Source organism: Micromonospora sp. NPDC049201 (genome assembly GCF_055586805.1).
Map to the genome: position 1 here is coordinate 115,434 of NZ_JBVJHM010000015.1, position 26,514 is coordinate 141,947.

The 26,514-nt window shown below is 70.9% G+C and carries 27 protein-coding genes; 12 read left to right on the forward strand and 15 right to left on the reverse strand.

All coding sequences use genetic code 11. The annotated features are described in order from the left end of the window. Genes ACZ6O5_RS27890 through ACZ6O5_RS27900 form a run of 3 tightly spaced genes read left to right on the forward strand, consistent with a single transcriptional unit; the run spans position 1 to position 3,941 of the window. The gene (locus ACZ6O5_RS27890; protein ID WP_465980786.1) at positions 1–2,613 is read left to right on the forward strand and encodes a PEP/pyruvate-binding domain-containing protein; all 2,613 of its coding nucleotides are present in this window, start codon (positions 1–3) and stop codon (positions 2,611–2,613) included. A gap of 37 nt (positions 2,614–2,650) precedes the next feature. Next, positions 2,651–3,304, forward strand: coding sequence for a PH domain-containing protein (locus ACZ6O5_RS27895; protein WP_465980788.1), 654 nt, complete (start codon positions 2,651–2,653; stop codon positions 3,302–3,304). Between the two features lie 55 nt (positions 3,305–3,359). Next, complete coding sequence (locus tag ACZ6O5_RS27900) at positions 3,360–3,941, forward strand: TetR/AcrR family transcriptional regulator (protein WP_465980790.1); 582 nt, start codon at positions 3,360–3,362, stop codon at positions 3,939–3,941. Between the two features lie 55 nt (positions 3,942–3,996). Here ACZ6O5_RS27900 and ACZ6O5_RS27905 read toward each other — a convergent pair whose 3' ends face one another. Beyond that, positions 3,997–4,638: a response regulator gene (locus ACZ6O5_RS27905; protein WP_465980792.1), complete on the reverse strand. Its 642-nt coding sequence runs from the start codon at positions 4,636–4,638 to the stop codon at positions 3,997–3,999. Continuing rightward, complete coding sequence (locus ACZ6O5_RS27910) at positions 4,635–5,780, reverse strand: sensor histidine kinase (RefSeq protein ID WP_465980794.1); 1,146 nt, start codon at positions 5,778–5,780, stop codon at positions 4,635–4,637. The genes ACZ6O5_RS27905 and ACZ6O5_RS27910 overlap by 4 nt, the downstream gene beginning before the upstream one ends. A 145-nt stretch (positions 5,781–5,925) precedes the next feature. On the opposite strand from ACZ6O5_RS27910, the gene ACZ6O5_RS27915 reads away from it, so the two are divergent. Next, entirely contained in the window at positions 5,926–6,999 is a 1,074-nt protein-coding gene (locus tag ACZ6O5_RS27915; protein ID WP_465980795.1) for a DUF418 domain-containing protein, read from the forward strand. A gap of 226 nt (positions 7,000–7,225) precedes the next feature. On the opposite strand, the gene ACZ6O5_RS27920 is transcribed toward ACZ6O5_RS27915, so the two are convergent. From ACZ6O5_RS27920 to ACZ6O5_RS27970, 11 genes are all read right to left on the reverse strand, one after another. Beyond that, positions 7,226–8,224 (reverse strand): carbohydrate kinase family protein, encoded by a 999-nt coding sequence (locus tag ACZ6O5_RS27920; RefSeq protein ID WP_465980898.1) that lies wholly within the window; start codon positions 8,222–8,224, stop codon positions 7,226–7,228. Between the two features lie 2 nt (positions 8,225–8,226). After that, positions 8,227–8,478, reverse strand: a complete 252-nt coding sequence (locus ACZ6O5_RS27925; protein WP_465980797.1) for a Maf family protein — start codon at positions 8,476–8,478, stop codon at positions 8,227–8,229. After that, positions 8,475–9,170, reverse strand: coding sequence for a class I SAM-dependent methyltransferase (locus ACZ6O5_RS27930; RefSeq protein ID WP_465980799.1), 696 nt, complete (start codon positions 9,168–9,170; stop codon positions 8,475–8,477). Before ACZ6O5_RS27930 ends, ACZ6O5_RS27925 begins: the two co-directional genes overlap by 4 nt. A gap of 60 nt (positions 9,171–9,230) precedes the next feature. Then, positions 9,231–11,081 (reverse strand): adenosylcobalamin-dependent ribonucleoside-diphosphate reductase, encoded by a 1,851-nt coding sequence (locus ACZ6O5_RS27935; protein ID WP_465980801.1) that lies wholly within the window; start codon positions 11,079–11,081, stop codon positions 9,231–9,233. A 94-nt stretch (positions 11,082–11,175) separates the two neighbouring features. Further along, positions 11,176–11,727, reverse strand: a complete 552-nt coding sequence (gene folE / locus ACZ6O5_RS27940) for a GTP cyclohydrolase I (RefSeq protein WP_465980803.1) — start codon at positions 11,725–11,727, stop codon at positions 11,176–11,178. A 55-nt stretch (positions 11,728–11,782) separates the two neighbouring features. After that, complete coding sequence (locus ACZ6O5_RS27945; RefSeq protein ID WP_465980805.1) at positions 11,783–12,181, reverse strand: NUDIX hydrolase; 399 nt, start codon at positions 12,179–12,181, stop codon at positions 11,783–11,785. Further along, entirely contained in the window at positions 12,165–13,214 is a 1,050-nt protein-coding gene (locus tag ACZ6O5_RS27950; RefSeq protein WP_465980807.1) for a type I phosphoribosyltransferase, read from the reverse strand. The genes ACZ6O5_RS27945 and ACZ6O5_RS27950 overlap by 17 nt, the downstream gene beginning before the upstream one ends. Then, positions 13,211–13,795: a thiamine pyrophosphate-dependent enzyme gene (locus tag ACZ6O5_RS27955; RefSeq protein WP_465980809.1), complete on the reverse strand. Its 585-nt coding sequence runs from the start codon at positions 13,793–13,795 to the stop codon at positions 13,211–13,213. Before ACZ6O5_RS27955 ends, ACZ6O5_RS27950 begins: the two co-directional genes overlap by 4 nt. Beyond that, positions 13,795–14,301, reverse strand: a complete 507-nt coding sequence (locus tag ACZ6O5_RS27960) for a thiamine pyrophosphate-binding protein (protein ID WP_465980811.1) — start codon at positions 14,299–14,301, stop codon at positions 13,795–13,797. Before ACZ6O5_RS27960 ends, ACZ6O5_RS27955 begins: the two co-directional genes overlap by 1 nt. Before the next feature lie 4 nt (positions 14,302–14,305). Then, entirely contained in the window at positions 14,306–14,611 is a 306-nt protein-coding gene (locus ACZ6O5_RS27965) for a cupin domain-containing protein (RefSeq protein ID WP_465980813.1), read from the reverse strand. A gap of 69 nt (positions 14,612–14,680) precedes the next feature. Further along, entirely contained in the window at positions 14,681–15,601 is a 921-nt protein-coding gene (locus ACZ6O5_RS27970) for an LLM class flavin-dependent oxidoreductase (RefSeq protein ID WP_465980815.1), read from the reverse strand. A gap of 351 nt (positions 15,602–15,952) precedes the next feature. Between ACZ6O5_RS27970 and ACZ6O5_RS27975 the strand changes: the two genes are divergently transcribed. Next, positions 15,953–16,105, forward strand: a complete 153-nt coding sequence (locus ACZ6O5_RS27975; RefSeq protein ID WP_465980817.1) for a Trm112 family protein — start codon at positions 15,953–15,955, stop codon at positions 16,103–16,105. Positions 16,106–16,181: 76 nt separating this feature from the next. Here ACZ6O5_RS27975 and ACZ6O5_RS27980 read toward each other — a convergent pair whose 3' ends face one another. Next, the gene (locus ACZ6O5_RS27980) at positions 16,182–16,865 is read right to left on the reverse strand and encodes an HAD family hydrolase (RefSeq protein WP_465980820.1); all 684 of its coding nucleotides are present in this window, start codon (positions 16,863–16,865) and stop codon (positions 16,182–16,184) included. A gap of 889 nt (positions 16,866–17,754) precedes the next feature. On the opposite strand from ACZ6O5_RS27980, the gene ACZ6O5_RS27985 reads away from it, so the two are divergent. The 6 genes from ACZ6O5_RS27985 (at position 17,755) to ACZ6O5_RS28010 (ending at position 23,744) form a co-directional block, all read left to right on the forward strand. Continuing rightward, positions 17,755–18,603, forward strand: a complete 849-nt coding sequence (locus tag ACZ6O5_RS27985; RefSeq protein WP_465980900.1) for an alpha/beta hydrolase family protein — start codon at positions 17,755–17,757, stop codon at positions 18,601–18,603. A 210-nt stretch (positions 18,604–18,813) separates the two neighbouring features. Continuing rightward, entirely contained in the window at positions 18,814–19,599 is a 786-nt protein-coding gene (locus tag ACZ6O5_RS27990; RefSeq protein ID WP_405093691.1) for an ABC transporter ATP-binding protein, read from the forward strand. Beyond that, positions 19,596–20,369, forward strand: a complete 774-nt coding sequence (locus ACZ6O5_RS27995; protein ID WP_465980822.1) for an ABC transporter ATP-binding protein — start codon at positions 19,596–19,598, stop codon at positions 20,367–20,369. The genes ACZ6O5_RS27990 and ACZ6O5_RS27995 overlap by 4 nt, the downstream gene beginning before the upstream one ends. A 27-nt stretch (positions 20,370–20,396) precedes the next feature. Continuing rightward, positions 20,397–21,275: a branched-chain amino acid ABC transporter permease gene (locus ACZ6O5_RS28000; protein ID WP_465980824.1), complete on the forward strand. Its 879-nt coding sequence runs from the start codon at positions 20,397–20,399 to the stop codon at positions 21,273–21,275. Next, entirely contained in the window at positions 21,272–22,372 is a 1,101-nt protein-coding gene (locus tag ACZ6O5_RS28005) for a branched-chain amino acid ABC transporter permease (protein ID WP_465980826.1), read from the forward strand. Before ACZ6O5_RS28000 ends, ACZ6O5_RS28005 begins: the two co-directional genes overlap by 4 nt. 82 nt (positions 22,373–22,454) lie before the next feature. Next, entirely contained in the window at positions 22,455–23,744 is a 1,290-nt protein-coding gene (locus ACZ6O5_RS28010) for an ABC transporter substrate-binding protein (protein ID WP_465980828.1), read from the forward strand. 76 nt (positions 23,745–23,820) lie between these two features. On the opposite strand, the gene ACZ6O5_RS28015 is transcribed toward ACZ6O5_RS28010, so the two are convergent. Continuing rightward, complete coding sequence (locus ACZ6O5_RS28015; protein WP_465980830.1) at positions 23,821–25,041, reverse strand: acetyl-CoA C-acetyltransferase; 1,221 nt, start codon at positions 25,039–25,041, stop codon at positions 23,821–23,823. 217 nt (positions 25,042–25,258) lie between these two features. Here ACZ6O5_RS28015 and ACZ6O5_RS28020 point away from each other — a divergent pair, with 217 nt between their 5' ends. Further along, entirely contained in the window at positions 25,259–26,491 is a 1,233-nt protein-coding gene (locus ACZ6O5_RS28020) for an acyl-CoA dehydrogenase family protein (RefSeq protein ID WP_465980832.1), read from the forward strand. Positions 26,492–26,514 lie beyond the last annotated feature (23 nt).

Consider the following 26,514-nt stretch of genomic DNA (forward strand, 5'->3'; position numbering starts at 1 on the left):
GTGCGCGGCACACTGGCCGTCGCGCTCAACGAAGGCGGCGGCCCGGGCGAGCCCTCCGCCTCATGCGCCACCGCACCAGGGCCGCACGCTGCCGCGTCTCTCGCCAGGATACGGAATGACCCTGCGGCCACCCGGTTGCATTGCGATCGCATTGCCAACCGGGTACGGTCGATGCAATGCAGTCGCATTGCATCGAGGAGTGAGGCCCGCATGTACGTGATCCCGCTGTCCGAGACCGCCGCCAGCATGGTGGACCTGGTGGGTGGCAAGGCGGTCGGACTGGGCGAGCTGATGCGCCGGGGCGAGCGGGTTCCCGAGGGGTTCTGCGTCACCGCCGAGACGCACCGCCTCGGCGTCGTGCCACAGGCTGAGATCATGGCCGCATACGAGCGGCTCGGTGCGGGTCCGGTGGCGGTGCGCTCCAGCGCCACCGCGGAGGATCTGCCTGAGGCGAGCTTCGCCGGGCAGCACGACACCATTCTCCACGTCGTCGGCGTCGACGAGTTGATCGCTGCGATCAGGAGATGTCGGGACTCTTTGCACAGCGTCCGTGCCACCGCCTACCGCGATGCCCACCAGGTCGGTCATCAGGCGGCGTGGATGGCTGTCGTCGTGCAGCGAATGGTCGTCCCCTCGGTGGCCGGGGTGCTGTTCACCGCCAATCCGCTGACCGGCCGGCGCGACGAGATGGCGGTCGACGCTGTGCCGGGCCCCGGCACGACGGTCGTGGACGGGGCGACGGCGGTGGACCACTACGTCCTGGACGGGGTGACCCGAGCGGACGCGGGTTGCCTGACCACGACGCAGCTGGCGGAGCTGCGGGCGACGGGCGAACGACTACAGGGTCACTTCCGCTGCCCCCAGGACGTGGAGTGGGCGTTCGACGCGGACGGCGCGCTGTGGTTGCTGCAGTCCCGGCCGATCAGCAGCCTCTTTCCTCTCCCTCCGGAAACCGGGAAGCCCTCCCCCCGGGTCTATCTGGAGTTCGGCCATGTCCAGGGAATGCTGCAGCCGGTCACCCCGATGGGCATGTCGTCCCTGCGGGCACAGATCGCGGGGATGCTCGCCGCGCTCGGCGTGCGGGTCGAGATCGTCGACATCGGTGGTCGCCTCTACGGTGACCTGACGGACCTGGTCCGGAGCAGGTCATCACGTAAGCGGCTCGTCAAGCTCCTGGCGGTGGACTTCGGCCCTCGGGCGCAGGCGGTGGTGCGGCACATCCTGACGGATCCGCGCTTCGCGCCGGTCAGGGGCCGCGCGGTGCGCGACGCCGCGGGGGTGTCACCGCGGACGGCGGTCCGCGCGGCGGTGGGGATCCTCCGGGCGCTGGCTCGTCCCGACGCGGCCCGGATCCGGATGTTCCAGGCGATCGAGGAACTCAAGGTAGGTTCCGCGGCCCCCGCCGATCTGCGCAGCGCCGCCGACAGGCTCCACTTCCTCCAGCCGCAGTCGCGGGACTCCGAGGACGGCGTGGACGCCATCATGTGGCCGATCGTCGCCGGGATGCTCGCGAGCGCGTTGCCAGCCTCGCTGCTCAGGGGGATCGTGAGCCAGGACGAGATCCACACCGTGCTGGGTGGCATGCCGCACAACGTCACCATCGAGATGGACCTCGCGCTCTGGCGGCTCGCGCAGGAGGCGGTCGAGCACCGTCGGTTGCTGCTCGACACGCCGCCGGGCGAGCTGGCCGCCCGGTATCTGGCCGGGGTGCTGCCGGACGTGGGGATCGCCGACTTCCTGGACGCCTACGGTCACCGTGGCGTCGCCGAGGTCGACCTCGGGGTCCCACGCTGGGCGGAGGATCCCACCCCGGTGTTCGCCGCGATCGCCAACTACCTGCGGATCACCGATCCGCAACAGGGGCCGGACCAGCGCTTCCGACGGGCCGCCGTGACGGCGGAGACCACTCTGGAGGAGCTGGTCGGGCGGGCTCGCCGTCGACGGCCCGTGCGGGGCGGCATCGCCGGTTTCCTGCTGCGCCGAGCCCGTCGGCTGGCGGGACTGCGCGAGGCAGGCAAGTTCGCGGGGCTGTACCCGTTGCGGGAGAAGCGCCGGCAACTGCTCCTGATCGGGGCCGAGTTGCAGGAGGACGGGCTCCTGGAGCAGCCCGACGACGTCATGTTCCTGACGCTCGACGAGTTGCCCGGCGCGGTGCACGGGAGCATCGATCACCGGCCCACGGTCGCCTCCCGCAGAGCGGTGCACCGCAGGGAACTGCGTCGTCGGGCGGTGCCGGTGGCGCTGCTCTCCGACGGCACCGACCTCGAGACCGTACTTCCGGCGGCACCCGTCCTCGACGGCGCCCGGATCGGCGTCGGCGCGTCCGCGGGCCGCGCGACCGGCCCCGCCCGGGTCGTACACGATCCGGGCACCGCCCACGTCGAGCCCGGTGAGGTCCTGGTCGCCGCGACCACCGACCCCGGCTGGACGCCGCTGTTCCTCACCGCGGCGGCGCTGGTCACCGAGACCGGGGCGATCATGGCCCACGGTCCGACGGTCGCCAGGGAGTACGGCATCCCCGCCGTCATCTGCGTGCCCGACGCCACCCGAACGATCTCGAGCGGTCAGCTCGTCACCGTCGACGGGGCCGCGGGGACCGTCACCGTTCACTGAATGCCGCACCACTACCGCGAGGACGACCATGACTGACATGAAGGCCGCTGCCGGGGGCACGGCGGGCACGCTGCGGCGGGTGGCCGCGATGGAGGCCGCGATGTGGCGCAGCCTGTACGTGTGGGTGCGCCGCCGGCCGCCGGCGCTGGTGCCGGGCGACGAGCCGTTCGGCTACCTGGGCGTGGTGAAGCCGATCCTGGGCATCTTCATCGGCCTGTCGGCCGTGGAGATCCCGATCTTCGACTTGATCGTCGCCAACGTGGTGCCCTGGAAGCCGGCCCGCTGGATAGTGCTCGCTCTCGGGATCTGGGGCCTGCTCTGGATGATCGGCCTGTACGCGAGCATGCGGATCAACCCACACGTCGTCGGTGACAGGGGCCTTCGGGTCCGGCTGAATTCGAGCATCGACATCTGGATCCCGTGGACGGAGGTCGAGGCCCTGCGCAAACGTCACCGCTCGCTGCCCTCCAGCAGGTCGGTCCAGGTGGAGCAGGAAGGGGACCGCCGCGTGCTGAACCTATCCGTCGGCAGCCAGACGAGCATCGACGTCCTGCTGCGCCAACCGACGGTGTTCGACCTGCCCAAGGGTCGGTCCGAGCCGATGGACGAGTTGCGGCTGTACGCCGACGACCCCGACGGGCTTCTGCGCAGCGCACGAGGCACGCCCGCGACCGGAGGCGTCACCCGGTGACCGCCTGCCGCCCGGGCGGGCTGCCCGAGTAACCCACTGTGAAACGATCGAGGCCATGCCCAAGAAGGTCGACCACCGTCAGCGGCGCACCCTCATCGCTGACGCGCTGATGCGAGTCGCCGCCGAGCGGGGCCTGGAGGCCGTGAGCCTCCGTCACGTCGCGGCGCAGGCGGGCGTGTCCGCCGGGATGGTCCAGCACTACTTCCGCACCAAGGACGAGATGATGACGTTCGCCCTGGCGGTGGTCCGCGAGCGCAGCCAGGACCGGGTGACCGAGGCGATGGCCCGCCTGGGCGAGAACCCCTCCGCTCGGCAGGTGCTTCGTACGATGATCGTCGCCCTGCTGCCGCTCGACGAGCGGACCCGCGACGACGGACGGGTGGCCCTGGCCTTCCTCGCCTACACCGCGGTCCGGCCGCGGGCCGCGACCGGACTGCGCGAGGGCACCGAGCAGCTGACCGGGTTCATCGCCAGCATGCTGCCGGTCAGCAACGCCGCCGATGTCGCGGCCGGCCTGCTGGCGCTGATGGAAGGACTGGGCGTCTACCTCCTCGGTGGGCAGTACACCAGCGAGCAGGCGTTGGTGGCGCTGGATGCTCACCTCGACCTGATCTTCGGCTCCCCGGTGCACGCCTGACCGGCTGTCCGCCGGCCGGTCATCGTGGCGAAGGGGAGTGGCGCGTCGTCCGGTCTCAGCGACGCGGGCCCAGACCCGCCTCCCGGGCCAGCAGCGCAGCCTGGGTGCGGTTGTCGCAGCGGAGCTTGACCAACAGCCGCGAGACGTAGCCCTTGACGGTGGCCTCGGACAGATGCAGCCCGCGCGCGATCTCCTGGTTGGACCGCCCGGCACCCAGGCTCTCCAGCACCTCGAGCTCCCGGTCGGTGAGCGAGCCGACCAGATCCCGCGCATGCCGTCCGCGCCCGCCGTGTGCGACGAGGCGGCTGGTCGCCGCCGGCGACAGCACCGTGTGACCCGCCGCGGCGACCCGGACCAGGTCGAGCAGGTCCTCGGGCGGGGTGGACTTGAGCAGGAACCCGGTCGCGCCGGCCCGGAGCGCCCCCAGCACGTACTCGTCGAGGTCGAACGTGGTGAGTGCGAGCACCCGGGGCGGGGTGGGCAACTGTCCGATCCGTTCGATGGCCCGCATCCCGTCGACACCGGGCATCCGCAGGTCCATCAGCACCACGTCGGGACGCAGCCGCACGGTGGCCTCCACCCCGTCGGCGCCGTCGTACGCCTCACCCACGACCACCAGATCCGGCGCGGACGTGAGGATGGTCCGCAGGTGGGCGCAGACCATCCGTTCGTCGTCGACGACCAGCACCCGGATCATCGGCGCGCCCCGGCCGGCACGCTCGCCGGAAGGACGGCACCCACGCAGAACCCACCGTCCGCCGTGGCGCCCGTGGTCATCGTGCCGCCCAGCACCTCCACCCGGTGACGCAACCCGGCCAGGCCACTCCCGCCGCCGGCCAGCGCCAGGTCGGCGTCGGGCGGCCGGTTCGGCCGCGCGTTCGACACGCGCACCCGGACCTCCTGCCGGCCGTATCGCACCGTCACGGTGGTGGCCGCACCGGGGGAGTGCTTGTGCACGTTGGTGAGGGATTCCTGCACCACCCGACGGAGCGTGCGGCGTACGGGCGCCACGACCGAACCGCCGTCGCCCTCCTCCACCAGCCGCACCGGCAGGCCCACCGAACGGGACTCCTCGACCAGGTCCGCCAGCCCGGACGCGCCGCCCGGCGCCGCCTCCGCCTCCGCCGAGCGGCCCTCGCCGCACAGCACACGGACCAGGTCGCGCAGCTCCGCCAACGCCTGGCAGCCGGTCACCCGCAGTTCCTCAGCCGCCGTCCGCACGGTCGGATCGGTGCTGCTCACCCGTAGCGCGCCGGCCTGCAACACCATCAGGTTGAGGCGGTGGGAGACCACGTCGTGCATCTCACCGGCCAGCCGGATCCGCTCGTCGACCCGGGCCTGTTCGGCCAGCAGCAGCCGTTCCCGTTCCGCGCGCTCCGCCCGGTCGGTCAGCTCGGCCAGCAGGCTCCGCCGGGCCCGGAGGTACATGCCCAGTAACGCCGCGAAGACGATGACGATCGGTGCGGTGAAGGGGTCGTCGATGGCCCAGGCCCGCGCTCCCACCAGGAACGCTGCGGTGAGCAGGCCGATCATCGCCCACTGCCGCCAGCGCCCGCCCCCGCCGTGGGCGGTCACCGCGGCCGGCACCAGGACGGCGGCCCAGGCAGGCGCGAACAGGCTGATCGCCGCGATGACCGACGCGGCAAGATAGGGGTGCCGGCGACGGACGAGGAGCATCCCCGCGGCGGCCACCTGGGCGAGCACGTACCAGGCCGTCGGCGCAGCGATCAGCTTGGTGTCGACGTCCGGGTCGGCCAGTTCCAGACCTCCGCCGGCCACCGCCGCCACGACCGCCAGGGCCACGTCGGCGGCGACGGCAAGGCCCCGGTCACGACCCATGGCAGTAGGGTAGCCGCCCGCTCCGGAAACGGCTCGGCGAGCGATCGCTGTCACGACCATCGACGGTGGCCCTACGACGAAGGTCGGTCGGGGCGGCGACCTTTCCCGCTGTCGCGACCGGTCGCCGCTGCGCTCGAATCAACCCGTGACGCAACCGACCTGGACCCCGGACTCGGCGCCGACGCGGACTCCGCCGTCGGCGGACGTGTCCACCGCCGGCCCGCGCATCCGCGCCTTGGACACGCTGCGCGGCTTCGCGCTCTGCGGGATCCTGATCATCAACATCTACCAGCAGGTCGTATTCCGCGGTGCGGCCGCCGGCACGTCGTCGCGGCTGCCTGAGGTCGTCCAACTGTTCTTCTACGAGCGCTTCTATCCGATCTTCTCGGTCCTGTTCGGCATCGGCTTCGGCATCTTCCTGCGCCGGGCCGCGACCCGGACCGCCCAGCCCCGGGTGGTGCTGGCCCGCCGGTTGGTGGTGCTGCTGTTCATCGGCATCGCGCACTTCATCGTCCACCCCGGCGAGGCCCTGACCGCGTACGCCCTGGCGGGCCTGATCGTCCTGCTCCCGTTGAGCTACCTCGGCGGACGGGCCGCGCTGGTAGTGGCGGTCCTGCTCCTGCTCGTCGGCGCGCAGGTCGTGGTCGGCTACGGACCGATCCCCGGGCTCCTCGCACTCGGCTACGCCCTGGCGAAGCTGGACGTGCCGGCCGCGCTCGACCGCCGCACCGGCCGGGTGGCGGTCGCGTTCGTCGTGTTCACCGCGCTGGCCGCGGGATGGGTCGCGCTCACGCTCCGCGGGATCGAACCGCCGATCGTCAGTGTCGTGGGCGGCCCCGGAGGCGGGGTCAGCCTCCTGCCGCCGCTCGCCGGCATCGCCACCGGTCTGGCCTACTGCTGTGGGCTGCTGCTGGCGCTGCGTACCCCGGTGGGGCCGGCGCTGTCGGCGGTGCTGTCCCCGATGGGCCGGATGGCGCTGACGAACTACCTGAGCGCCACCGCGTTGTTCCTGCTCGCCGGACCGCTGCTCGGGATCGACGGCACCGACGACCTCCCCCGGATCGTGGGCCTGACCGTCGGCATCCTTGTCGTGCAGGCGGTGTGGAGCAGGCTGTGGCTGCGGTCGTTCCGCTACGGGCCGGCGGAGTGGGCCTGGCGGTGCCTGACGTGGTGGCGGCGGGCGCCGATCCGGGGGCGGGCAGTCGGGTCGTCCACCTGAGCACCTCCGCCACGCCCTCAATCGAAGCGTCGACCATCCCAGATGCATCGCAGAATCTGCCCGAGAGCCCCGGCTGAGGCGGCGTCGACACGGTGCCGCAGACTTCTGCCCTGACGGCAGCCCGCTGCGGGGTGTACGTGAACCGTTGCTCCACAGTGCAGCGCCCCGCAGGGTCGTTGAGCAGCTCGCCGCCACGCCGACTCTTCCCCGCCTCGCCTTGGCGCTGCTACTGGGAGAGCGACTCTGGAGCACTTCCGGCTCGTTGAGGGGCGGGGCCCGGCCGGCCACCCACCAGAGTGACGCACAGAGAGCCGAGTTCACAGCCTCGGCGTAGGGCCGCCGCCGGCGCGGATCCATCGACCCACGCGGCGACGAGGCCGGCCGCGAAGGCGTCGCCGGCTCCGGTGCTGTCCGCAACCGGGGCGGTCGGGGCTTCGACGCGGTGTACAACGTTGCCACCCTCGCACCAGAGCGCGCCGTCCCTACCCAGCTTCACCACCGGGTTACGGACGATACGGGCCAGGTGCAGGGCTGCCTCGCGGGGATTCGCCCTGCCGGTGAGGACCGTTGCCTCGTCGGCGTTGGCGACCAGAATGTCGACCTCGGCCACCCATTCCAGGAAGCGGTCCGGCCCGGCTTGGCGCAGTGGCTCAGCGGAGGCAGCGTCCACGCTGATCGTCATACCCCGTCGGCGGGCCTCGGCGAGCGCCCTCAGCCCGCCCGTCCGCGACGCCTCGTCAAGGAGCGGGTATGCGGACAGATGAAGGTGGCGCGCGTCGGTGGCTGCGGCGAGGGCCTCGGTGATGTCGTGGCCGTCGAGGTGAAGGTTCGCACCCCGCTGGGACACCATCGTCCGGTCGTGGCCGCGAGACAGCACCAGCACCGTACCGGTGGGGACGCCGGGGCACCGGCGCACGGCGCACCGCACCCCCGCCGCGGTCAGTTCACGTACCCGCGCCTGCCCGGCGTCGTCGTCACCGACGGCGCCGACGAGGGTGACCGGGCGGCCGAGCCAGGCCAACCAGGCGGCGGTGTTGGCGCCCTGCCCGCCGGGTAGCGTCCGCACCGTTCCTGGTGTGTCTGAGCCGAAAGCCAGCGGTGCCTTCAACAGGGCGACGACATCGGTGGTCACGTCGCCGATGACGACAATCCGCACCGGGCTGGACGGGTGGCCGGTGGCAGGCGGGGGCGTGGGGGCGCTCGGCGCGCCGCGTCCGATTCGCATGCTCATGTCCAAAGCTGAACGGTGGGAACGTCCAGCCGGCGCAGGAGGCGTCGCAGGACGGGCAGCGATAGTCCCTCCAAGTTCGACGGATGGCCCGCGACGTGGTCCACGAGCCACCCGCCTCGCCCGTTGATCTTGAAGCCGCCGGCCGCCCGCCCCGAGATGCGCCGCCACATGTCGAGTGCCGAGTCCGGCTTGGGTGGCTTGCCGTCGAGCCGCGACGGGGAGCCGGAACCGAGCACAGTTTTCGTCATGCCGGCTCTCCCGCATCGGCTCGGCGCCGCCAGATCGCGCTGGCCAACCGTCGCTGGTGCACCGCTCCCGAGCGGACGTCGGGGAAGGAGAACGTCTCGGATTCCAGCAGCGAGAAGGACGGCTCGAACAACGCGCCGAGCTCCTCAACCCGGTATACCCGTTGGCGCAGGTCCGTGACCGGATCGTAGGTGAGGTTCCGCCCCATGCCGTCCCGGTTGATCAGCGGCAGGTAGTAGCCATCATCAGGGGTGAGGAAGTACGCGAAGAACAATCCGCCAGGGCACAGGACACGCCACACCTCCCGCGCAAGCCCTTCGAGCCGCTCGTCCTCGGTCACATTCTCGAGGCTGGTGAAGGCAGTCACGAGGCTGAACGTGCCGTCTCGGAACGGCAGCAGCGCCTTCATCGACGCCTGCACCAGCCGCGAGGGCCCGACACCCGGACGGGAACGGGCCGCCAGCAACGGCCGGTGAGCGAAATCCATGCCAAAGAAGGCAAGCCCGGTCTCGGCGAGCACGGTGGTGTTCCGGCCGCCGCCGCACCCCAGGTCGAGCAGGCGCGGCGGCCCGGCTACTCGCGCGATCCTCGGAAGTTGCCGGCGGAGGAAATCGGCACCGTGCGACGGCCTGTTGTTGGTCGACGACGAGATGGAATGGCTGACATACTCGCGCTCCCAGAGATCGCGGCTCAATTGGACACTCCATTCGGGAAAGGTCAGGCGGGACCGCGCCGCGCGGCAGACTCGGTGTGGTCACTCACAGACAGCGCACGTGCCGTCCGTCGGGTCGCAGCTCACTTGGTGAGTCTCGGCAGTCACCGCCGGCCGGGTCGCCTCGATCGCTTGGTCGGCGCGGGACGTGTCCCGGTACACGGTGATCCCCTTGCAACCCAACCGCCACGCCTGCTGGTACAGCTCGGCCACCTGCGCAGGCGTTGCGGTACGCGGGAGGTTGACCGTCTTGGTGACGGCGTTGTCCACGTGCTCCTGAAAGGCTGCCTGCATGCGGACGTGCCATTCGGGGCTGATGTCGTGGGCGGTCTTGAAGACGCGCTGGATCCGCTCCGGTACCAGAGAGAGTCCCTGCACGCCGCCACCATTGCCGGCGATCTCCTGGAGGAGGTCCGCCTCCTGCACGCCGTGCTCGGCGAGTTCCCGCAGCAGTAGCCGGTTGACGGAGCGGATCTCCCGGCCGCCGAACACCCGCTGCGTGTAGGACATCGCGAAGAACGGCTCAATGCTGAAACTCGTGTCGAAGATGACAGCGTTGTTGCCGCTCGGCGGCATGGCGAGTAGGGCCACGTTGCGTGGCTGCTCGTCGGCGTCCTTCCAGACCGACCGCTGGACGTTGGGGAAGGGGCCCCGCTCCCTCGCCAGCGCGACCGAGGCGTCATGGGCGAACTCGCGCATGGACCGGGCCAGCATTGTCGCGGCCGCGAGTGCTTCGTCCGAATCGTACGGGATGCCGGCCAACGCCAGGCTTTCCGCCCAGCCGGTGACCCCGATGCCGATACGCCTGTTGCCGCCCACCGCCTCCCGGATCTTCGCCACCGGGAACCATGACTCGGAAATAGCGTTGTCGATCATCCGCACGCCGGCTGCCATGATCGCACGTAGCCGGTCGAGGTCGAACAGACGGGCGGCGTCTCGACGGTCCGCCGGCAGGAGCAGTCGGGGAAGGTTCACGTAGCCGAGGTTGCAGGCCTCGTAGGGATAGAGCCCGATTTCACCACACGGGTTGGTGGCGGCGATGTCGCCCATGGAGTCGCGCAGCGGGTTGTTCCGGTTCATCGCGTCCAGGAAGATCAGCCCGGGATCGCCCGTTTCGCAGGCCAGGTCGCAGGCCACGGCGAAGAGCTCCCGTGCGGGCAGGGTCCGGACCGCTGCGCCGGTGCGGCGGTTGACCAGCGTCCATTCGGTGTCCGCCTCAACCGCCCGCATGAAGGCGTCGCTCACTCCGAGCGAAATGTTCGTCATGCTCAGCCAGCCGTCCTGCCGCTTGGCCGCAACGAACTCCAGCACATCGGGGTGGTCGACATCGAGGATGGCCATGTTGCCGCTCTCGTACCGGCCGCGCTGCCGGAACAGCTTTGTCGCGTCGTCGAAGAGCTTGAGCAGTGCTACCGGGCCGACGGCGAGCCCGGAACTGCCGCGAACGTCGTCGCCGCGGGGCCGGACATCCGAGTAGTTGAAGCCGCACCCGCCGCCATAACTCTTGACGATCGACGACTCGGAAAAGGTCCGCAACACGCTTTCCTGGGAGTCGTCGACGGGGAAGACGAAACAGTTGGCCATCTGGGGCCGGTGCGTGCCGGCGTTGGCGAGGGTCCGGCTGCCCGGGTGGAATTCCAGGCGAGCCATCACCTCGTAGAACGCCGTCGCCCAAGGTCCGGCGGCGTCCGGCTGTTCGGCCCGGGCGAGAGCCCGGGCCACCCGCTGCAGCATCGCTTCCGGGGTCTCCACTACCTGGCCGACCGCATCCCGTGCCAGGTACCGCTCCTGCAACAGCAGTTGGGCGTTCTGCGCGAACGCAGCCTGCGGGGTCCGGGTGAGAAGAAGGTCGTGCAGGACTGATTCGAAAAGCTTGGACGTCTGGACGGGCATGAATCTGGCCTTCCCGGGAGCGGCGGCACATGGCGACCGTGACTGCGGGACCCACATGGGTGACGGGGGCCGGTGACAGTAGGAGCGGAGATGATCAACCGCGCCGGACGACCGACCGCGGCGCGCCGAACGCGGTCAGCAGGTCGGTGTCGCCGGCGACGAACGAGGTGTCGGTGATCGCCGTCTGGTCCGACGGGCCGCGACTGCACATGCACATGTGCCGACCCGTCGAGGAGACCCGAACAGCCCGCGCGCCACCGCTGTTCATGATCTCCATCGCGATGTCCTTGACCAGGTACTCCTGGATCTGGAACCGCTTACTGAACGCCTGCACCAGCCGGGGGAACTTGCCCAGACCGAGGATCCGCTGGCCGGGAACATAGGTGATGTCCACCTTGCCGAAGAAGGGCAGGAAGTGGTGCGCGCAGATCGAGAAGTAGTTGATGTCGTGAATGTCGACGACGCCGGTGTGCTCGTCCTCGACCACACAGGTCGTCTTGAGGATCTTCGAGGTGTCGATGTCATAGCCGCTGAGCAGTTCCTTGTAGGCGCGGACGATGCGCGGCTCGCACTCGGGCCCGGTGTACCAGTCGAGCGCCCGCTTGTCCGTGGTGATGTTCTGCTCGAGCCATTCGGCGATGGTCACGTCTCCTCCTTGGAGGTGGGGGGTCTGCGCCCAGACGGTGCGCTGCGGTTGTGGTCTAGAGGCGTCCCTGGTCGCGCAGGTGGTCAAAGATGATCTGGTCGACAGGTGAGGTCAGGCGCCGGTCCGCGTAGGTCAGCCACGCCACCTCGGCGATCTCCGCCGACGCCTCGATGCGGCCCTGGTAGGCGGACTCGTAGCAACGCATGCGCACCACGACTCCGTCCGGGTGCGCGTCGGCCTGAGCGCGGAACTCGCCGAAGAAGGTGGCGGTGAGAGGGTCGAGGTCGACCGTGAGTTCCTCCTTTGCTTCGCGTACCAGCGTGTCGAGATCGCTTTCGCCGGCTTCCCGCTTGCCGCCGGGGAGGTAGTAGCGTTCGCGGCCGTGTGACCTGGTGGAGAGCACCCGGCCGTCGGCGAGGTGGATCCAGGCGATCTTGTCAATCTCGTGCGTCATCGTTGTGGAGTCCTCCGGCGAGCTGTTCGTGCACGTAGTCGGCGATGGCTGTTCTCTCGGCATAGCGCAGCGCCCGGCTGCCGAGGTCGTGGATGAGGTCCAGGTCAACGCCGGATTGCGATGCCCAGGGTAGGTGTCGACGCCATCGGGGTGGTGGAAGCGCGTAGGAGGACAGCCCTGCGGCGTGCTTGCCGAGCGCCGACAGCGGTACGTCTCGGTCCACAACTGTCGACCACCAGGAGGAGCGATCGGTGACATGGGCCGACGGAGTGAAGGCCCGTACGCCGCCGTCGTAGATGACGCATCGTTCGAAGAGGCTTCCGACCGAGGCCAGGCGGGCCGCCTCGTACTCCGGTGTCGAGCCGGCCGCCGACCGGAGCAGGTCGAAGGAGAACCGCGGAAAGGGCACTGTGTCGGGTGCCGGCGTCACGAACAGGGCCTCCAAGAGGATGAGGGTGACCTGCGGCCTCTCGGCCGGATCCACGGCGGCGACACAGCGCTGGACCGCGTCGACGCCCGCGGCCGAGCCAATCAGCACCAGCACGATCGCCCCGGGTCGACGCCGTCGAGGGGTCGAGGCCGCCAGGAGGCGCGACAGCACCGCGGTGATGGTTCCGCCGCTGGCCATGATGTCACCGGCGAGGACCGGGCCGGCGTTGAGTTCCCAGCGCTCGTACACGACCTTGAGCGGCGCGTCCGTGGACCGTTCGGTACCTACGAAGCTCACGTCGGCCTCGGCGCCGTAGGCGGTGCTGACCGCCTCCTCGACGCCGAAGCTCAGGCCGCCCCGGAGGATGGTGACTACCGACATCCGGTCGGTGGACAGCACGTCGCCGCCGGCCCCGTCGGCGCGGAACAGCATCAGGGCCTCCACCACCGCAGTACGCACCAGGTGCCGGTAGGCGCTGCCGGTGACCACCGGGTCCGTCAGCAGCCGCCGGGACGGCGCGGTCGAGCAGAGCAGCACCCGGGCAGGGCCCGGATGAGGGTGCTCGTACAGAGCCGTGGCGTCGTCGGTGGCGATGAGTCTCATGTCTTGACCGCCGGCAGCCGGTATGCCACACCGCGCCGGCGGGCGATGTACTTCTCGATCAGGTACGCGGACTCCACGCCGTCGACCGGCTTCGTCGCGGACGGGGCCGGGTCGTCGTTGGTGACATGACCCACGACGACAACGCCGGGTGTCGGGAGCCGCTCGGGTAGGTCGCTCGGCGTGTGGACGCTCGCCACGGTGAGACCCACCGCGCCGAAGAGTTGGTGCCAGTCGAGCTGGACGAGGCGGCTCGGCATACCCCCGGCCGACTCGTAGCGCGCGTTGTCGACAATTGCCAGCGTGTGGTTGTCAAGACCGGGCAGCCGCGCACCCAGCGCGGTCAGGACCGAGAGGTTCATCAGGAAGCTTCCGTCGGTGTCGACACCCGCAACGGACAGCGGGCGAGCGCCGATCGCCAGACCGGTCGAGAGCGCGGCGACATCGCCCATGGTGTCTGTGACCAGCGTGCGATCTGCGGCAAGCTGGTACAACTCCTCGCTGGTGCGGCCGAGCGCGGAGACGAGCAGGCTGTCTGGCGGCAGCCGGTCGAGCAGGGCGGCGATGAATTCGGAGGTCCGCACTACTGGCTCCGCAGTTCTTCGACGAACGGCGGGTTGGCGATCAGCGCAACGGTGCGTTGGCCGGTGTCGAGTGTGTTGTACGCCTTCCTGAGCAGATCGGGCAACGCGTGAACTGAGTCGACCTCCGCCGTTGCCGCCGAAAGCATCCGCAGGTGTGGGTGCATGCCCTCCTCGTGCGGCAGGCCCCACCAGTTGGCCTCCCCGAAGGCGCCGCGTCGGGCCAGCAGCAGAACCGTGTGCAGACGGTGGCTGAGAGCGAATCGGGCCAGGGTCTCGCAGGCCCGCCGTAATCCGGAGTTTTCCATCAGCACCAGACTTCGACTGCCCGCGAGGCGGGCACCGGCGGCGATGCCCACCGCCGTCGCCTCGTCGCAGACCTGGATGTACGGGATGTCGTCGCGCTCGGCCGCGCACCGGTGCAGAGGCGCCAGCAAGGAGTCGGGGACGGCAGTGATGAGGTCGACCTCACTGTCGACCAACGCCTGGTATGCGCTCTCCGCACCCACGCCGTCACCGCCTGGTGGAGACGAGTTCGACGATGACGTTCGCATATGGTGTGGGACCCACGTTGCGGAGCAGGTGAGGTAGCCCGGCCTCGTGGTAGACGGCGTCGCCGACCTTGTCGTCGCCCGGCAGGACCGTGCCGTCGATGCAAATCGTCTCCGTCTGGCCGGGACTCAGCACCACGTACACGTAGTCGCAGGGGTGCTGATGAATGTTGGTTTCCTGCCCGGGGGCGAGATCCAGCGTCCAGATGCGGACCCGGTCGTCCTGGTACACCAGTTCGGTGCCCACCTCCACGATGTCCGACTGCATGGGTGTCCTCCGTGGAAGCGTTGACGGCTGGTTGATACCACCGAAAAGTGGACTGAGCTCCGGACCCGGTCAGAGCCGGGGAGGCCCAAGGGCGATCCGGTCGCGCATCTGCGGCAGGTCGCCACGGAAACCGTGCAGGTTCTCGACCCACCAGGTCAGGCCGGCGTCTGCGTACGCCATCACCCGGTCGCGGTCGGCGGGTCCACCATCGCCGTCGCTGTACCCGCCGATGGCGAAGTCGAAATGCGCGTCGCTCGTTCGCCGACCGGAGATGAATGAGGCCATTTCCCGGTACTGGTCGACGGGGATCATGGTGGGGGTCCAGGCGCGCCGACGTTCGAGAGAGAGCCGGCCGGGCAGCACGCCGTCCCATCGGGCGGCCCGGCGGAAGGGCGGGCGGTTCGGCCAGTAGCCGCCGACCCAGATGGGGATGCGGGGTTCCTGTACGGGCCGGGGCAGGAACGTGCAGTCTCGGACCTGGAAGTGGCGGCCCGCGTAGCTGAACGGTTTCCCCGACCACAACCCCTCGATGACGTCCAGGGCCTCGTCTAGTTTCTCGGCGCGAACACGTTCGTCCCCGTCCTCGCCGAAGTCCTCGAACTCGGAGTCGGCCGGATACCCGAGCCCAACACCGAGGATGAGTCGTCCCTGCGACAGGTGGTCGAGGGTGACGGTCTCCCGGGCGACCTTCCACGGCCGTCGTCGCGCCAAAGGTGTCACCATGGGACCGAGCCGTATACGGGTGGTCGACGCGGCAATCGCGGCGAGGCTGATCCAGGGATCCACGATAGGGCCGTCAAATCCTCGCATGAAAGCGAGATGGTCCCACAGGAAGAAGCCGTCCCAGCCGGCGTCCTCAGCTTCTTTGGCGAGAGTTACCAGAAATCGCGGATCACCGTAGTCGCCGTGCGGAGGAACGGAAACCGCGTACTTTGTCGGACGGTTCAATCGGCTTTCCGGCATTCGGTTTCCCCGATCATCGTCGTGCATCGTGGATACGGAGTGCGCCCTTCAGCTGAGACCCTTTGTGGAACTTGCACCCCGTGGCCAACCCTAGCGCCCCTATCGACGCCGGTCAACGCAAAATCCGATCGCCGGGGCGCGTGACGCAATTCCCGTGCTCGACAAATTTGGGTTAGCGCAAGGGCGGAAGCCGCTTTGTTCGGCCATTGGGAATCGGCAGTTCACCGGGGAGCGCGACAACTAGGCAAGCCATTCAGCTCGCGCTACCCTTGGCCCCCGACGGGCTGACGACCGCCGAGCCGTGGCCGGCCCTGGTTCGGAAGCCTGTCGCCCGTTCGGCATGCCGTCGCGACGTGTGGGCCCACGCTGGGAGGAATCATGAACGTCGATCAGGAGCTTCTCGAAATCCTGTGCTGTCCGGCGGACCGTGGGGGCCTCAGCTACTCAGCAGAGAGCGAGGAGCTGCGCTGCGACCGCTGTGGACTGTGCTTTCCGGTCCGTGACGGCATCCCGGCCCTGCTCCTCAAGTGATTCGACCCGGCTGGCGATCCGGGCGACTCGCTCACCTGGCCGGCCGTTGACGGAGGATCGGGCGTCCGACGGCGCGCTAGCCACCAGCCGTCGGCAGTGAATGCTGGTCGAGCTGCTTGACCGCGTCGACGATGTCGGGAAAGGCGTCAATGAAGGCATCGACGTAGCGGGGATCGAAGTCCGCCGGTTTCCGGACCCCGCTCTGCAGGCAGCCGACGAAATGCATGCCGGCGCCCCCGGCGGCTAGTGCGTCACCCGGCGAATCCCCGACGTAGACGCACTGCCCGGGTGGTACGTCAGTCGCTGCCAGCAATTCATCGAAGGCACGCGGATCAGGTTTGCGGAAAAGCGTGTTGCCGGCGTGGTAGACGCCACTGACCCGCTCGGCCAAGACATGATCCGGTGCCAGCATGTGCCGAACCTCGTCCTCGGTCCGCGACGTCAACAGGAACACCGACCGGCCGGCCATCACGAATTCGTCCAACGCACGCAGGTTCTCCGGGGGAATCAGATCCAGACGGCCGTCGGCGATGTACCCTTCCAGCGCGCTCTGATAGAGCGCCGAGAACTGGGCCAGGTCCAGGCCGGGTGAACGTCGGGGCATGGCGTCCAGCAGTGGCTCGCCCCAGGTGGACAGGTGCACCTCCCGTTGTATGGGGGGCCGGCCCATCTCTGCCAGGACTTCGTTCTCCAATGCGAACGAGGCGGCCTGAGTGAGGCACAGGGTGTCGTCGACGTCCACAATCACAGCGCGAATCACGAGCCAAGCCTAACGGCCCCGGCGGGCGATCACCTCCGTCGCCGGTATCGGGTAGGCGCTGGCCCCTGTCCGCGGCTGGAGTTGAGCGATCGTGCGCGGAGCGCCGCGTGATGCGGTCCGGGGCGGGGCCACCTCGCCTCCCGCCTCGGTTCGGGTCCACGGCGGCCCACCGCGGGACCCACGAGATACCCCCGTGAGTTCTGCGGCTCGGCGGACGGGACGAGCGGTTCGCACGATGGCTCCCGCACCGGGGTGGACCGGCTGCGCCGGGCGATCAGGGGCTCGAGAAGGATGCCGGCGGCGAGGCTGGGCGAGTGGCCGACGAGTTCGCCGGTTGCACTGACGTGGAACGTGCCGTCGCCGAGGCCGGGATTGCCGCGGCCCACGAGGAGGGAAAGGTGCGTGCGCCGAAGGGCCCGGGACAGCACGGTATGAGGATGCGTAGACATGGTCTGATCTCTCTGCGGACGTGACAGACGGCATGGGAAGGAGCCGACGGCGACGTCGGCGACCGATGCGTGGGGAAGGTGTCAGGTCTAGAGAGCAGGCGGCGTCACGCGGGGTGAAGTCCTCTCGTGAGCGGGTGGAGAAGGTCCAGTTAGAAGCTAGGCCGGGACGAACTGGCGAGGCTACCCATTTTGGGGTACGGACAGCGAGGTCCCTGCTGGCCGTCCGTGGTCGCCGAAGTGGCCAGGGCGAGAGGTTGATTCCTCCCACGGTGACCAGGGTCAGCGGCACCAGCAGCGGTACCGGCGATTTTGCCGATGCGGACGAGGGCGGACAGGGCAAAGGATGACATCTGTCGATGTAACCCCACCCGTAGGGAGTGCCCGGCGTGTCATCACCAACCACCACCCATCCCCGTTCCCTCGCTGCTCGTGCCGTCGGGATGGCGCTGGCCGCCGTCCTGGCCGCCGGCGGCGTGCTCGGCGCGTCGTCCGGCGCCGCGCAGGCCGCGGAAAACCCGTACGAGCGCGGCCCCGACCCCACCGTGGCGATCCTGGAAGCCAGCCGCGGCCCGTTCGCCGTCGCCACGGACAACGTCTCCTCGCTCAGCGTCACCGGCTTCGGCGGGGGAGTCATCTACTACCCGACCAGCACGAGCGCGGGCACCTTCGGCGCCATCGCCATCTCGCCCGGCTACACCGCCGCCTGGTCCAGCATCGACTGGCTCGGGCCCCGGATCGCCTCCCACGGCTTCGTGGTGATCGGCATCGAGACGATCACCCGTCTGGACCAGCCGGACAGCCGGGGCCGGCAGCTGCTGGCGGCGCTGGACTACCTGACCCAGCGCAGCTCGGTGCGTGGCCGGATCGACGCCACCCGGCTCGCGGTCGCCGGCCACTCGATGGGCGGTGGCGGGACGCTGGAGGCCGCCGCGTCGCGCCCCTCGCTACAGGCCGCCGTGCCGCTGGCGCCGTGGAACCTGGACAAGACCTGGTCCGGGCTCCAGGTGCCGACCCTGATCGTCGGTGGCGAGGCGGACACCGTCGCCCCGGTCGCGACGCACTCCGAGCCCTTCTACAACAGCATCCCGGCCTCGGCCGAGAAGGCGTACCTGGAGTTGAACGGGGCCAGCCACTTCTTCCCGCAGACGGTGAACACGCCCACCGCCCGGCAGATGGTGGCCTGGCTGAAGCGGTTCGTCGACAACGACACCCGGTACGAGCAGTTCCTCTGCCCGGGACCGACCGGTCTGGCGATCGAGGAGTACCGCAACACCTGCCCGAGCGCCTGACCCCGTCGGGCGGCCCTGACCGCCCCGGCCCGGCCCGCCGTCGCCCCGCGCGACGGTGGGCCGGCTGCCGTCCGGTGCCCGGTGCGCCGTGCCCGGGCGGCCCGGGAACGCCGCCCGGCGCGGGCACCGGGTGGAGGTATTGACGCCGGAGGCGAGAAACGTACACTCCCAGTGTAAATATCGCGTCCCGCCGGACCGAGGGATGGGCCAATGGAGCAAGGGCTCGCGCTGCACCACATCGGGGTCCGCTTCGGTGGTCTCACCGCCCTCGACGACGTGTCGCTGCGGGTGCCCGCCGGCCGGGTGGTCGGCGTGATCGGCCCCAACGGCGCGGGGAAGACCACCCTGTTCAACGTCATCTGCGGCTTCGTCGCCCCGGACGCGGGCACCCTCACCCTCGACGGCCGCCCGCTTCGGCCCCGGCCGCACCGGCTGACCCGGCTGGGCATCGCCCGGACGCTGCAGGGCACCGGGCTCTTCGCCGGGCTCACCGTGCTGGAGAACGTGATGGCCGGCGCCACCCACACCGCCCGTGCGGGCTTCCTGCCGGCGCTGCTCGGCCTGCCCGCCAGCGACCGCGACGAGCACCGGCTGCGCCGGGACGCCCTCGACGTGCTCGACCGGCTGGGCATCGCCGGGTACGCCGCCGCCGCGCCGGGCACGCTGCCCTTCGCCGTACGGCAGCGGGCCGCCCTGGCCCGCGCCCTGGTGGCCCGGCCCCGGCTGCTCCTGCTCGACGAGCCCGCCGGCGGCCTCGGCGCCGAGGACATCGCCGAGCTCGCGGAGCTGATCCGCGAGCTGCCCGGTCGTGACCCGGACCCCTGCGCGGTGCTGCTCGTCGAGCATCACATGGATCTGGTGATGTCCGTCTGCGACGACATCGTGGTGCTCGACTTCGGGCGGGTGATCGCCGCCGGCACACCGGACGAGGTGCGCGACGACCCGGCGGTCGCCGACGCCTACCTGGGCGCGGCCGTGGACGAGGCCGCCGCATGAGCGGGCGAATCAGCCGGCTCGACGCGCCGGCCCCGCACGGCGGTGGCGCGAGCGGCGGGGACCTGCTCACCGTGCGAGGGCTGGTGGCCGGCTACGGCGCCGCGCCGGTGCTGCGCGAGGTCGACCTCACCGTCCCCACCGGCACCATCGCGGCGGTGGTCGGGGCGAACGGCGCCGGCAAGACCACCCTGCTGCGCGCCCTGTCCGGCATGCTGCGCCCGCTGGCCGGCCAGGTCGTGCTCGCCGGCGAGGACCTGCGCGGCACCCCGGTCGAGCAACTGGTGCGCCGGGGGATGGCGCACGTCCCGGAGGGGCGCGGGGTGATCGGCGAACTCACCGTGGACGAGAACCTGCGGCTGGGCGGGCTGTGGCGCCGCGACAAGGCCGACTCCGCCCGCGCCCGGGACGAGGTGTACCAGCTTTTCGAGCCGCTGGCCCGGCGTCGTGGCCACCTCGGCCACCAGCTCTCCGGCGGCGAACGGCAGATGCTCGCCCTCGGCCGGGCCCTGGTCGGCCGGCCCCGCCTGCTGCTGCTCGACGAGCCGTCGCTCGGCCTGGCGCCGCGGGTGGTCGCCCAGATCATGGCCCTGCTGCGCCAGCTGCGCGACGGCACCGGGCTGACCGTGCTGCTGGTCGAGCAGAACGTCCGCAGCGCTCTCTCCGTCGCCGACCAGGGGATCGTGATGTCCCTCGGCCGGGTGGTCCGCGCCGCCCCGGCGCAGCGGCTGCGCGACGACGTCGACCTGCGGCACGCGTATCTCGGATTCTGAACCCCTCGTCTCCTCCGAAGGAGGACTGTGGAGCGCTTCGTCTTCCTCACCTTCGACGGCTTCTCCCGGGGCGCCGTCTACGCGGCGTTCGCGCTGGCACTGGTGCTCATCTGGCGCGCCGCGCGGATCGTCAACTTCGCCCAGGGCGCGATGGCCGTCGCGGCCGCCTACGTCGCCTACAGCGTGTCCGTGTCGACCGGCTCCTACTGGCTGGGCTTCCTGGCCGCGCTCGCCGCCGGTCTGCTGCTCGGCGCGGTCGTGGACCGGGCGGTGATGCGCTTCGTCGACCACGCCTCACCGCTCAACCCGGTGATCGTCGCGCTCGGGCTGGTCCTGTTGATCCAGGCCGTCCTCGGCATGGTCTACGGCAACGAGTTCCGTCCCGCCGGGACGCCGTTCAGCCGCGCCGCGCTCACCGTCGGAGGGTTCGCCGTCGGCTCACCGTACGACCTGTTCGTCTTCGCCACGGTGGGGGTGACCATGGCCGCGCTCGCCTGGATCTTCGCGCGTACCCCGGTCGGCCTGCGGATGCGCGCGGCGGCCTTCGCCCCGGAGGTCTCCCGCCTGTTGGGGGTCAACGTGGGCGGCATGCTCGCCCTCGGCTGGGCCCTCGCCTCGGGGGTGGGTGCCCTGGCCGCCATGCTGGTGATCCCCACCGAACTGGGCCTGCACCCGAACGCCATGGACCTGGTCTTCGTCTCGGCGTTCACCGCGGCGGTGGTCGGCGGACTGGACAGCCCGCCGGGGGCGGTGGTCGGCGGGCTGCTGGTGGGCCTGCTGCTCTCCTACGTCAGCGGATACGCCGGCAGCGACCTCACCCCGCTCGCGGTACTGGTCCTGCTGCTGGCCGTGCTGCTGGTCCGGCCCGGCGGGCTGTTCGCCTCGGTCACCGCGAGGCGGGTGTGAGCGCCACCCGGGCGGCGGCGCCGCCGCGGGCGGCCAACGGCACGCGCGACGACGACCGCCGCGGGTCCACTCTGCTGCGGCACCTGGCGGTGGCGGCCATCGCGGCACTGCTGGTGCTGGCGGCGAGCTACGGCCTGGCGCCGTTCCGCAACTTCCAGCTCGCCACGGTGGCCGCCTACCTCTGCGCGACCGCCGGACTGACCGTCCTGACCGGACTCAACGGTCAGCTCTCCCTCGGGCACGGCGCACTGATGGCGATCGGCGCCTACACGGTGGCGCTCTGCCAGGGCGCGTTCGCCGACCACGGGATGACCGACGGCTGGCTGCTCCCGCTGTCGCTGGTCGCGGCGGTCCTGGTCACGGTGGGCGTCGGTGCCGTGGTCGGGACGGCCGCCGCCCGCCTGCGCGGTCCGTACCTCGCCGGCGTGACGCTGGCCGTCGCGGTCGTGGTGCCCGCCCTCACTGTCACCTTCGACGACGTCTTCAACGGCGACCAGGGGCTCTCCGTGCCGGTCGAGCCGCCGCCGCTGGCGCTCGGCGCCTACTTCCCCTACGAGCGGTGGCAGCTCTGGATCGCCACGGCGGCCACCCTGGTCGCCCTGGTGCTGCTGGCCAACCTGGTCCGCAGCCGGTACGGCCGCACCTTCCGGGCGGTCCGGGACGACGAGGTGGCGGCCCGCCTCGCCGGCATCCACGTGGCCCGTACCCAGGTGCTGGCCTTCGTGGTCAGCGCGGCCGGCGCCGGGCTCGGCGGCGCGCTGCTCGCGGTGCTTGCGCAGAGCGTCTCGCCCGGCGGGTTCTCGCTGACCCTGTCGCTCTTCCTGCTCATGGCCGTGGTGATCGGCGGTCTCGGCCGCCTCGTCGGGGCGCTCTGGGGAGCCGTCCTGCTGGTCGCCCTGCCCGACCTGACGCACTCCGTGACCGACCTGTTCACCGTCTCACCCGCGGTGGCGCAGCGGCTGGAGGGCAACCTGCCGTTGGCGATCTTCGGGATCACCCTGGTCGTCGTCATGATCGCCGCGCCCGGCGGCGTGCAGGGACTGCTGTCCCGGCTCGGCCGGGAGCTGCTGGCCCGGTGGCCGGGGCGGCGGTCCTAGCAAGCCCCGGCGGCGCGGCCGCCGGCACCCAACCCACCACCCGATTCAGGAGAACCGGACCGAAGAAAGGTCGGTGTTCCACATGCACCGTACGACACGACGTGGTCTCGCGGTCGTCAGCACCATCGCCCTGCTCGTCGCCGCCGCGGGTTGCGGTGGCGACGAGGGCCCGGGCGGCGCCGGGCGCGGGACGGTGCCCGGCGTGACCGACACCGAGATCGTGGTCGGCACCCACATGCCGCTGACCGGGCCGGCCTCGGCCGGTTACTCGAAGATCGCCCCGGCCACCAAGGCGTACTTCGACTACGTCAACGCCAACGGCGGGGTGCACGGCCGGAAGATCACCTACAAGATCATGGACGACGGCTACAACCCGGCGAACACCCAGCAGGTGGTCCGCCAACTGGTGTTGCAGGACAAGGTCTTCGCCGTGCTCAACGGGCTCGGCACGCCGACCCACACCGGCGTGCTCGACTTTCTCAAGAGCAACCGCGTCCCGGACCTCTTCATCGCCTCCGGCAGCCGCAGCTGGGACCAGCCGGACAAGTATCCGGGCTCGTTCGGCTTCAACCCCGACTACACGGTGGAGGGCAAGATCCTGGCCAACCACGTGAAGACCGCGCTGCCCGGCCAGAAGGTCTGCTTCCTCGGCCAGGACGACGACTTCGGCCGGGACAGCCTGGCCGGGGTGGAGCAGGTGCTCGGCGCGGGCGCGGTGGCGGTCAAGCAGACGTACGTCACCAGCAACACGAACGTGGCGCCGCAGATCGGCGCGTTCAAGGCCGCCAACTGCCAGGTGGTCGTCCTGGCCACCGTGCCCGGCTTCACCGCGCTGTCGATCGGTACCGCCGCCCGGCTCGGCTTCAAGCCGCAGTGGCTGGTCTCCAACGTGGGCGCCGACCACCCCACGCTGGCCAAACAACTCGGCGCGGCGGCCGGCCTGCTGGAGGGCATGGTCGGCGCCAACTACCTGCCGATGCAGAACGACGCGGCCAACCCGTGGATCCAGCTCTTCACCAAGGTGAACAAGGAGCACAACGGGGACGCGCCGTTCGACGGCAACACCGTCTACGGGATGGCGGTCGGCTACCTCTTCGTGCAGGCGCTCCAGGCCGCCGGCCAGGACCTCACCCGGGAGGCCCTGCTCAAGGCGGTCGCCAAGGGCGGCTTCCAGGGCCCCGGGCTCGCGCCGCTGCGCTACTCCGACAGCGACCACTCCGGCTATGGCGGGGAGCGGCTGACCCGGGTCAGCGGGGGCGTGCAGGCATACTTCGGGCCGACGTACGAGACGGACGAGCACGACGGGCCGGTGCGTGAGTACACCGCCCAGCCGGTGACCCCGCCGGCCAACGGGATCCCGACCGCGTCCTGAGCCACCGCGTCGGGCGGGCGGGGTCACCCACGACCCGCCCGCCCGGCACCGTGGCCGCGCCGGCCGGGCGGTCCGGTCAGCTCAGCCGTTCGACGATCATCGCCATGCCCTGGCCGCCACCGACGCACATGGTCGCCAGCCCGACCTGCCGGTCGTGCCAGCGCAGCGAGTTGAGCAACGTCGTGGTGATCCGGGCGCCGGTCATCCCGAACGGGTGCCCGACCGCGATCGCGCCGCCGTTGACGTTGAGCCGGTCCCAGTCGACGCCCAACTCGTGCGCGCTGGGCACCACCTGCGCGGCGAACGCCTCGTTGATCTCGACCAGGTCGACGTCGGCGACGGACATCCCGGCGCGGCGCAGCGCCTGCCGGGACGCCTCGACCGGGCCGAGCCCCATCACCTCGGGGGAGAGCGCGCTCAGCCCGGTGGCCACGATCCGGGCCAGCGGGGTGACCCCGAGCTCCCGGGCCCGCACGTCGGACATCACCACCAGCGCGGCGGCCCCGTCGTTGAGTGGGCAGCAGTTTCCCGCGGTCACCGTGCCGTCCGGCCGGAACACCGGTGCCAGCGCGCGCACCGCCGCCAGGGTCACCCCGGGACGTGGCCCGTCGTCGGCGGTGACCACCCCGCCGCCGGGCACGATGACCGGGGTGATCTCCCGGGCCCAGAAGCCGTCGGCGATGGCCTTCTCGGCGAGGTGCTGCGACCGTACGGCGAACTCGTCCTGACTGTCGCGGGAGACCCCGCGCAGCTGGGCCACGTTCTCCGCGGTCTGTCCCATGGCGACGTAGACGTCCGGCAGTTGGCCGTCGTCGCGGGGGTCGTGCCAGCGGGGCACCCCACCGGCGGCCCGGTCGGCGGTCCGGGTCACCGCGTCGGCGAACCGCGGGTTGGCGCTGCCCGGGTGCCCGTCGCTGCGGCCCCGGTCGTACCGGGAGACGCACTCCACCCCGGCGGAGACGAAGGCGTGTCCCTCGCCGGCCCGGATGGCGTGCAGCGCCATCCGGGTGGTCTGCAGAGACGACGAGCAGTACCGGTTCACGGTGGTGCCGGGCAGGTGGTCCAGTCCGAGCAGCACCGCCACCACCCGGGCGAGGTTGTGGCCCTGCTCGCCGGCGGGCTGGCCGCAGCCGAGCATCAGGTCGTCGAGTTCCCGGGGGTCGAGCTGCGGCACCTGGTCGAGGGCGGCCCGGACGATGGTGGCGGCCAGGTCGTCCGGGCGCAGCTCGCGCAGGGAACCCTTGTTGGCGCGGCCGATCGGGGATCGGGCGGCGGCGACGATGACGGCTTCCGGCATGACGGTGTCCTCTCCGGAGTGCACATTATATTTGCACCGACGGTGCGGTTATGCGTGAGCCCTGTCAACAGAATGTGAGATGTTGGGCGAGTTTCGTCGTTGACGTTCACCGAAGGGCCTCATACTGTTTGCATCGTGAATGCAGATTCAGGCCGGCTCGACGGCCGGGTCTGCCGCCGCTGGTCGCCCGGGGTCGGTAGAGGATACGGAGCCGCTGATGGACTTCCGCCAGGACGAGACCACCGAGCGGCTACGGGAGCGGCTGCTCGCCTTCATGGCCGAGCGGATCTATCCGGCCGAGCCCGTGTTCGAGCGGCAGGCGCGCGGGCGGGCCGATCCGTGGGCCGCCCCGCCGGTGGTCGCGGAGCTGCGCGCCGAGGCGCGCCGGCGCGGTCTGTGGAACCTCTTCCTCCCCGGCGCGCACGGCGCCGGGCTGACCAACCTCCAGTACGCGCCGCTGGCCGAGATCACCGGCCGGTCGCCGGCGCTCGCCCCGGTCGCGCTCAACTGCGCGGCGCCGGACACCGGCAACATGGAGCTGCTGGCCCAGTTCGGCAGTCCGGAGCAGCGGGAGCGCTGGCTGGTCCCGCTGCTGGACGGCCGGATCCGCTCGGCGTTCGCGATGACCGAGCCGGCGGTCGCCTCGTCGGACGCCACCAACATCGCCACCCGGATCGAGCGAGACGGCGACGAGTACGTGGTCAGCGGCCGCAAGTGGTTCGTCACCGGTGCGCTCGACCCGACCTGCGCGGTCTTCGTGGTGATGGGCCGGACCGACCCGGACGGACCCCGGCACCGGCAGCAGAGCCAGCTCCTGGTGCCCCGCGAGACCCCGGGTGTCACCGTGCGCCGCGGGCTGCACACCTTCGGGTACGACGACAGCGACCACGGTGGCCACGCCGAGATCGACTTTGTCGACGTGCGGGTGCCGGTGGGCAACCTGATCGGTGCGGAGGGCGACGGTTTCGCCATCTCGCAGGCCCGGCTCGGTCCCGGCCGGGTGCACCACTGCATGCGGCTGCTCGGCATGGCCGAGCGGGCGGTCGAGCTGATGTGCCGGCGGGTCTCCGGCCGGCACGCGTTCGGCGGTCCGCTCGCCGCGCAGGGGGTGGTCCGGGACTGGATCGCCGAGGCCCGGGTCCGGCTCGAGCAGGCCCGGCTGCTGGTGCTCAAGACGGCCTGGCTGATGGACACCGCCGGCAACCAGGCCGCGCACACCGAGATCCAGGCCATCAAGATCGCCGTGCCGGGGACCGTCGAGTGGGTGCTGGACCGGGCCATCCAGGCGCACGGGGCGGCCGGCCTCAGTCAGGACACCCCGCTGGCCCGGCTCTGGGTGCGGGCCCGCGCGCTGCGCCTGGCCGACGGCCCGGACGAGGTGCACCGGCAGTCGCTGGCCCGTCGCGAGCTGCGCCGACACCGCTCCGACGCGCCGACGGCGCACGTCTAGACTCGGCGGGCAGTGAGGCGTGA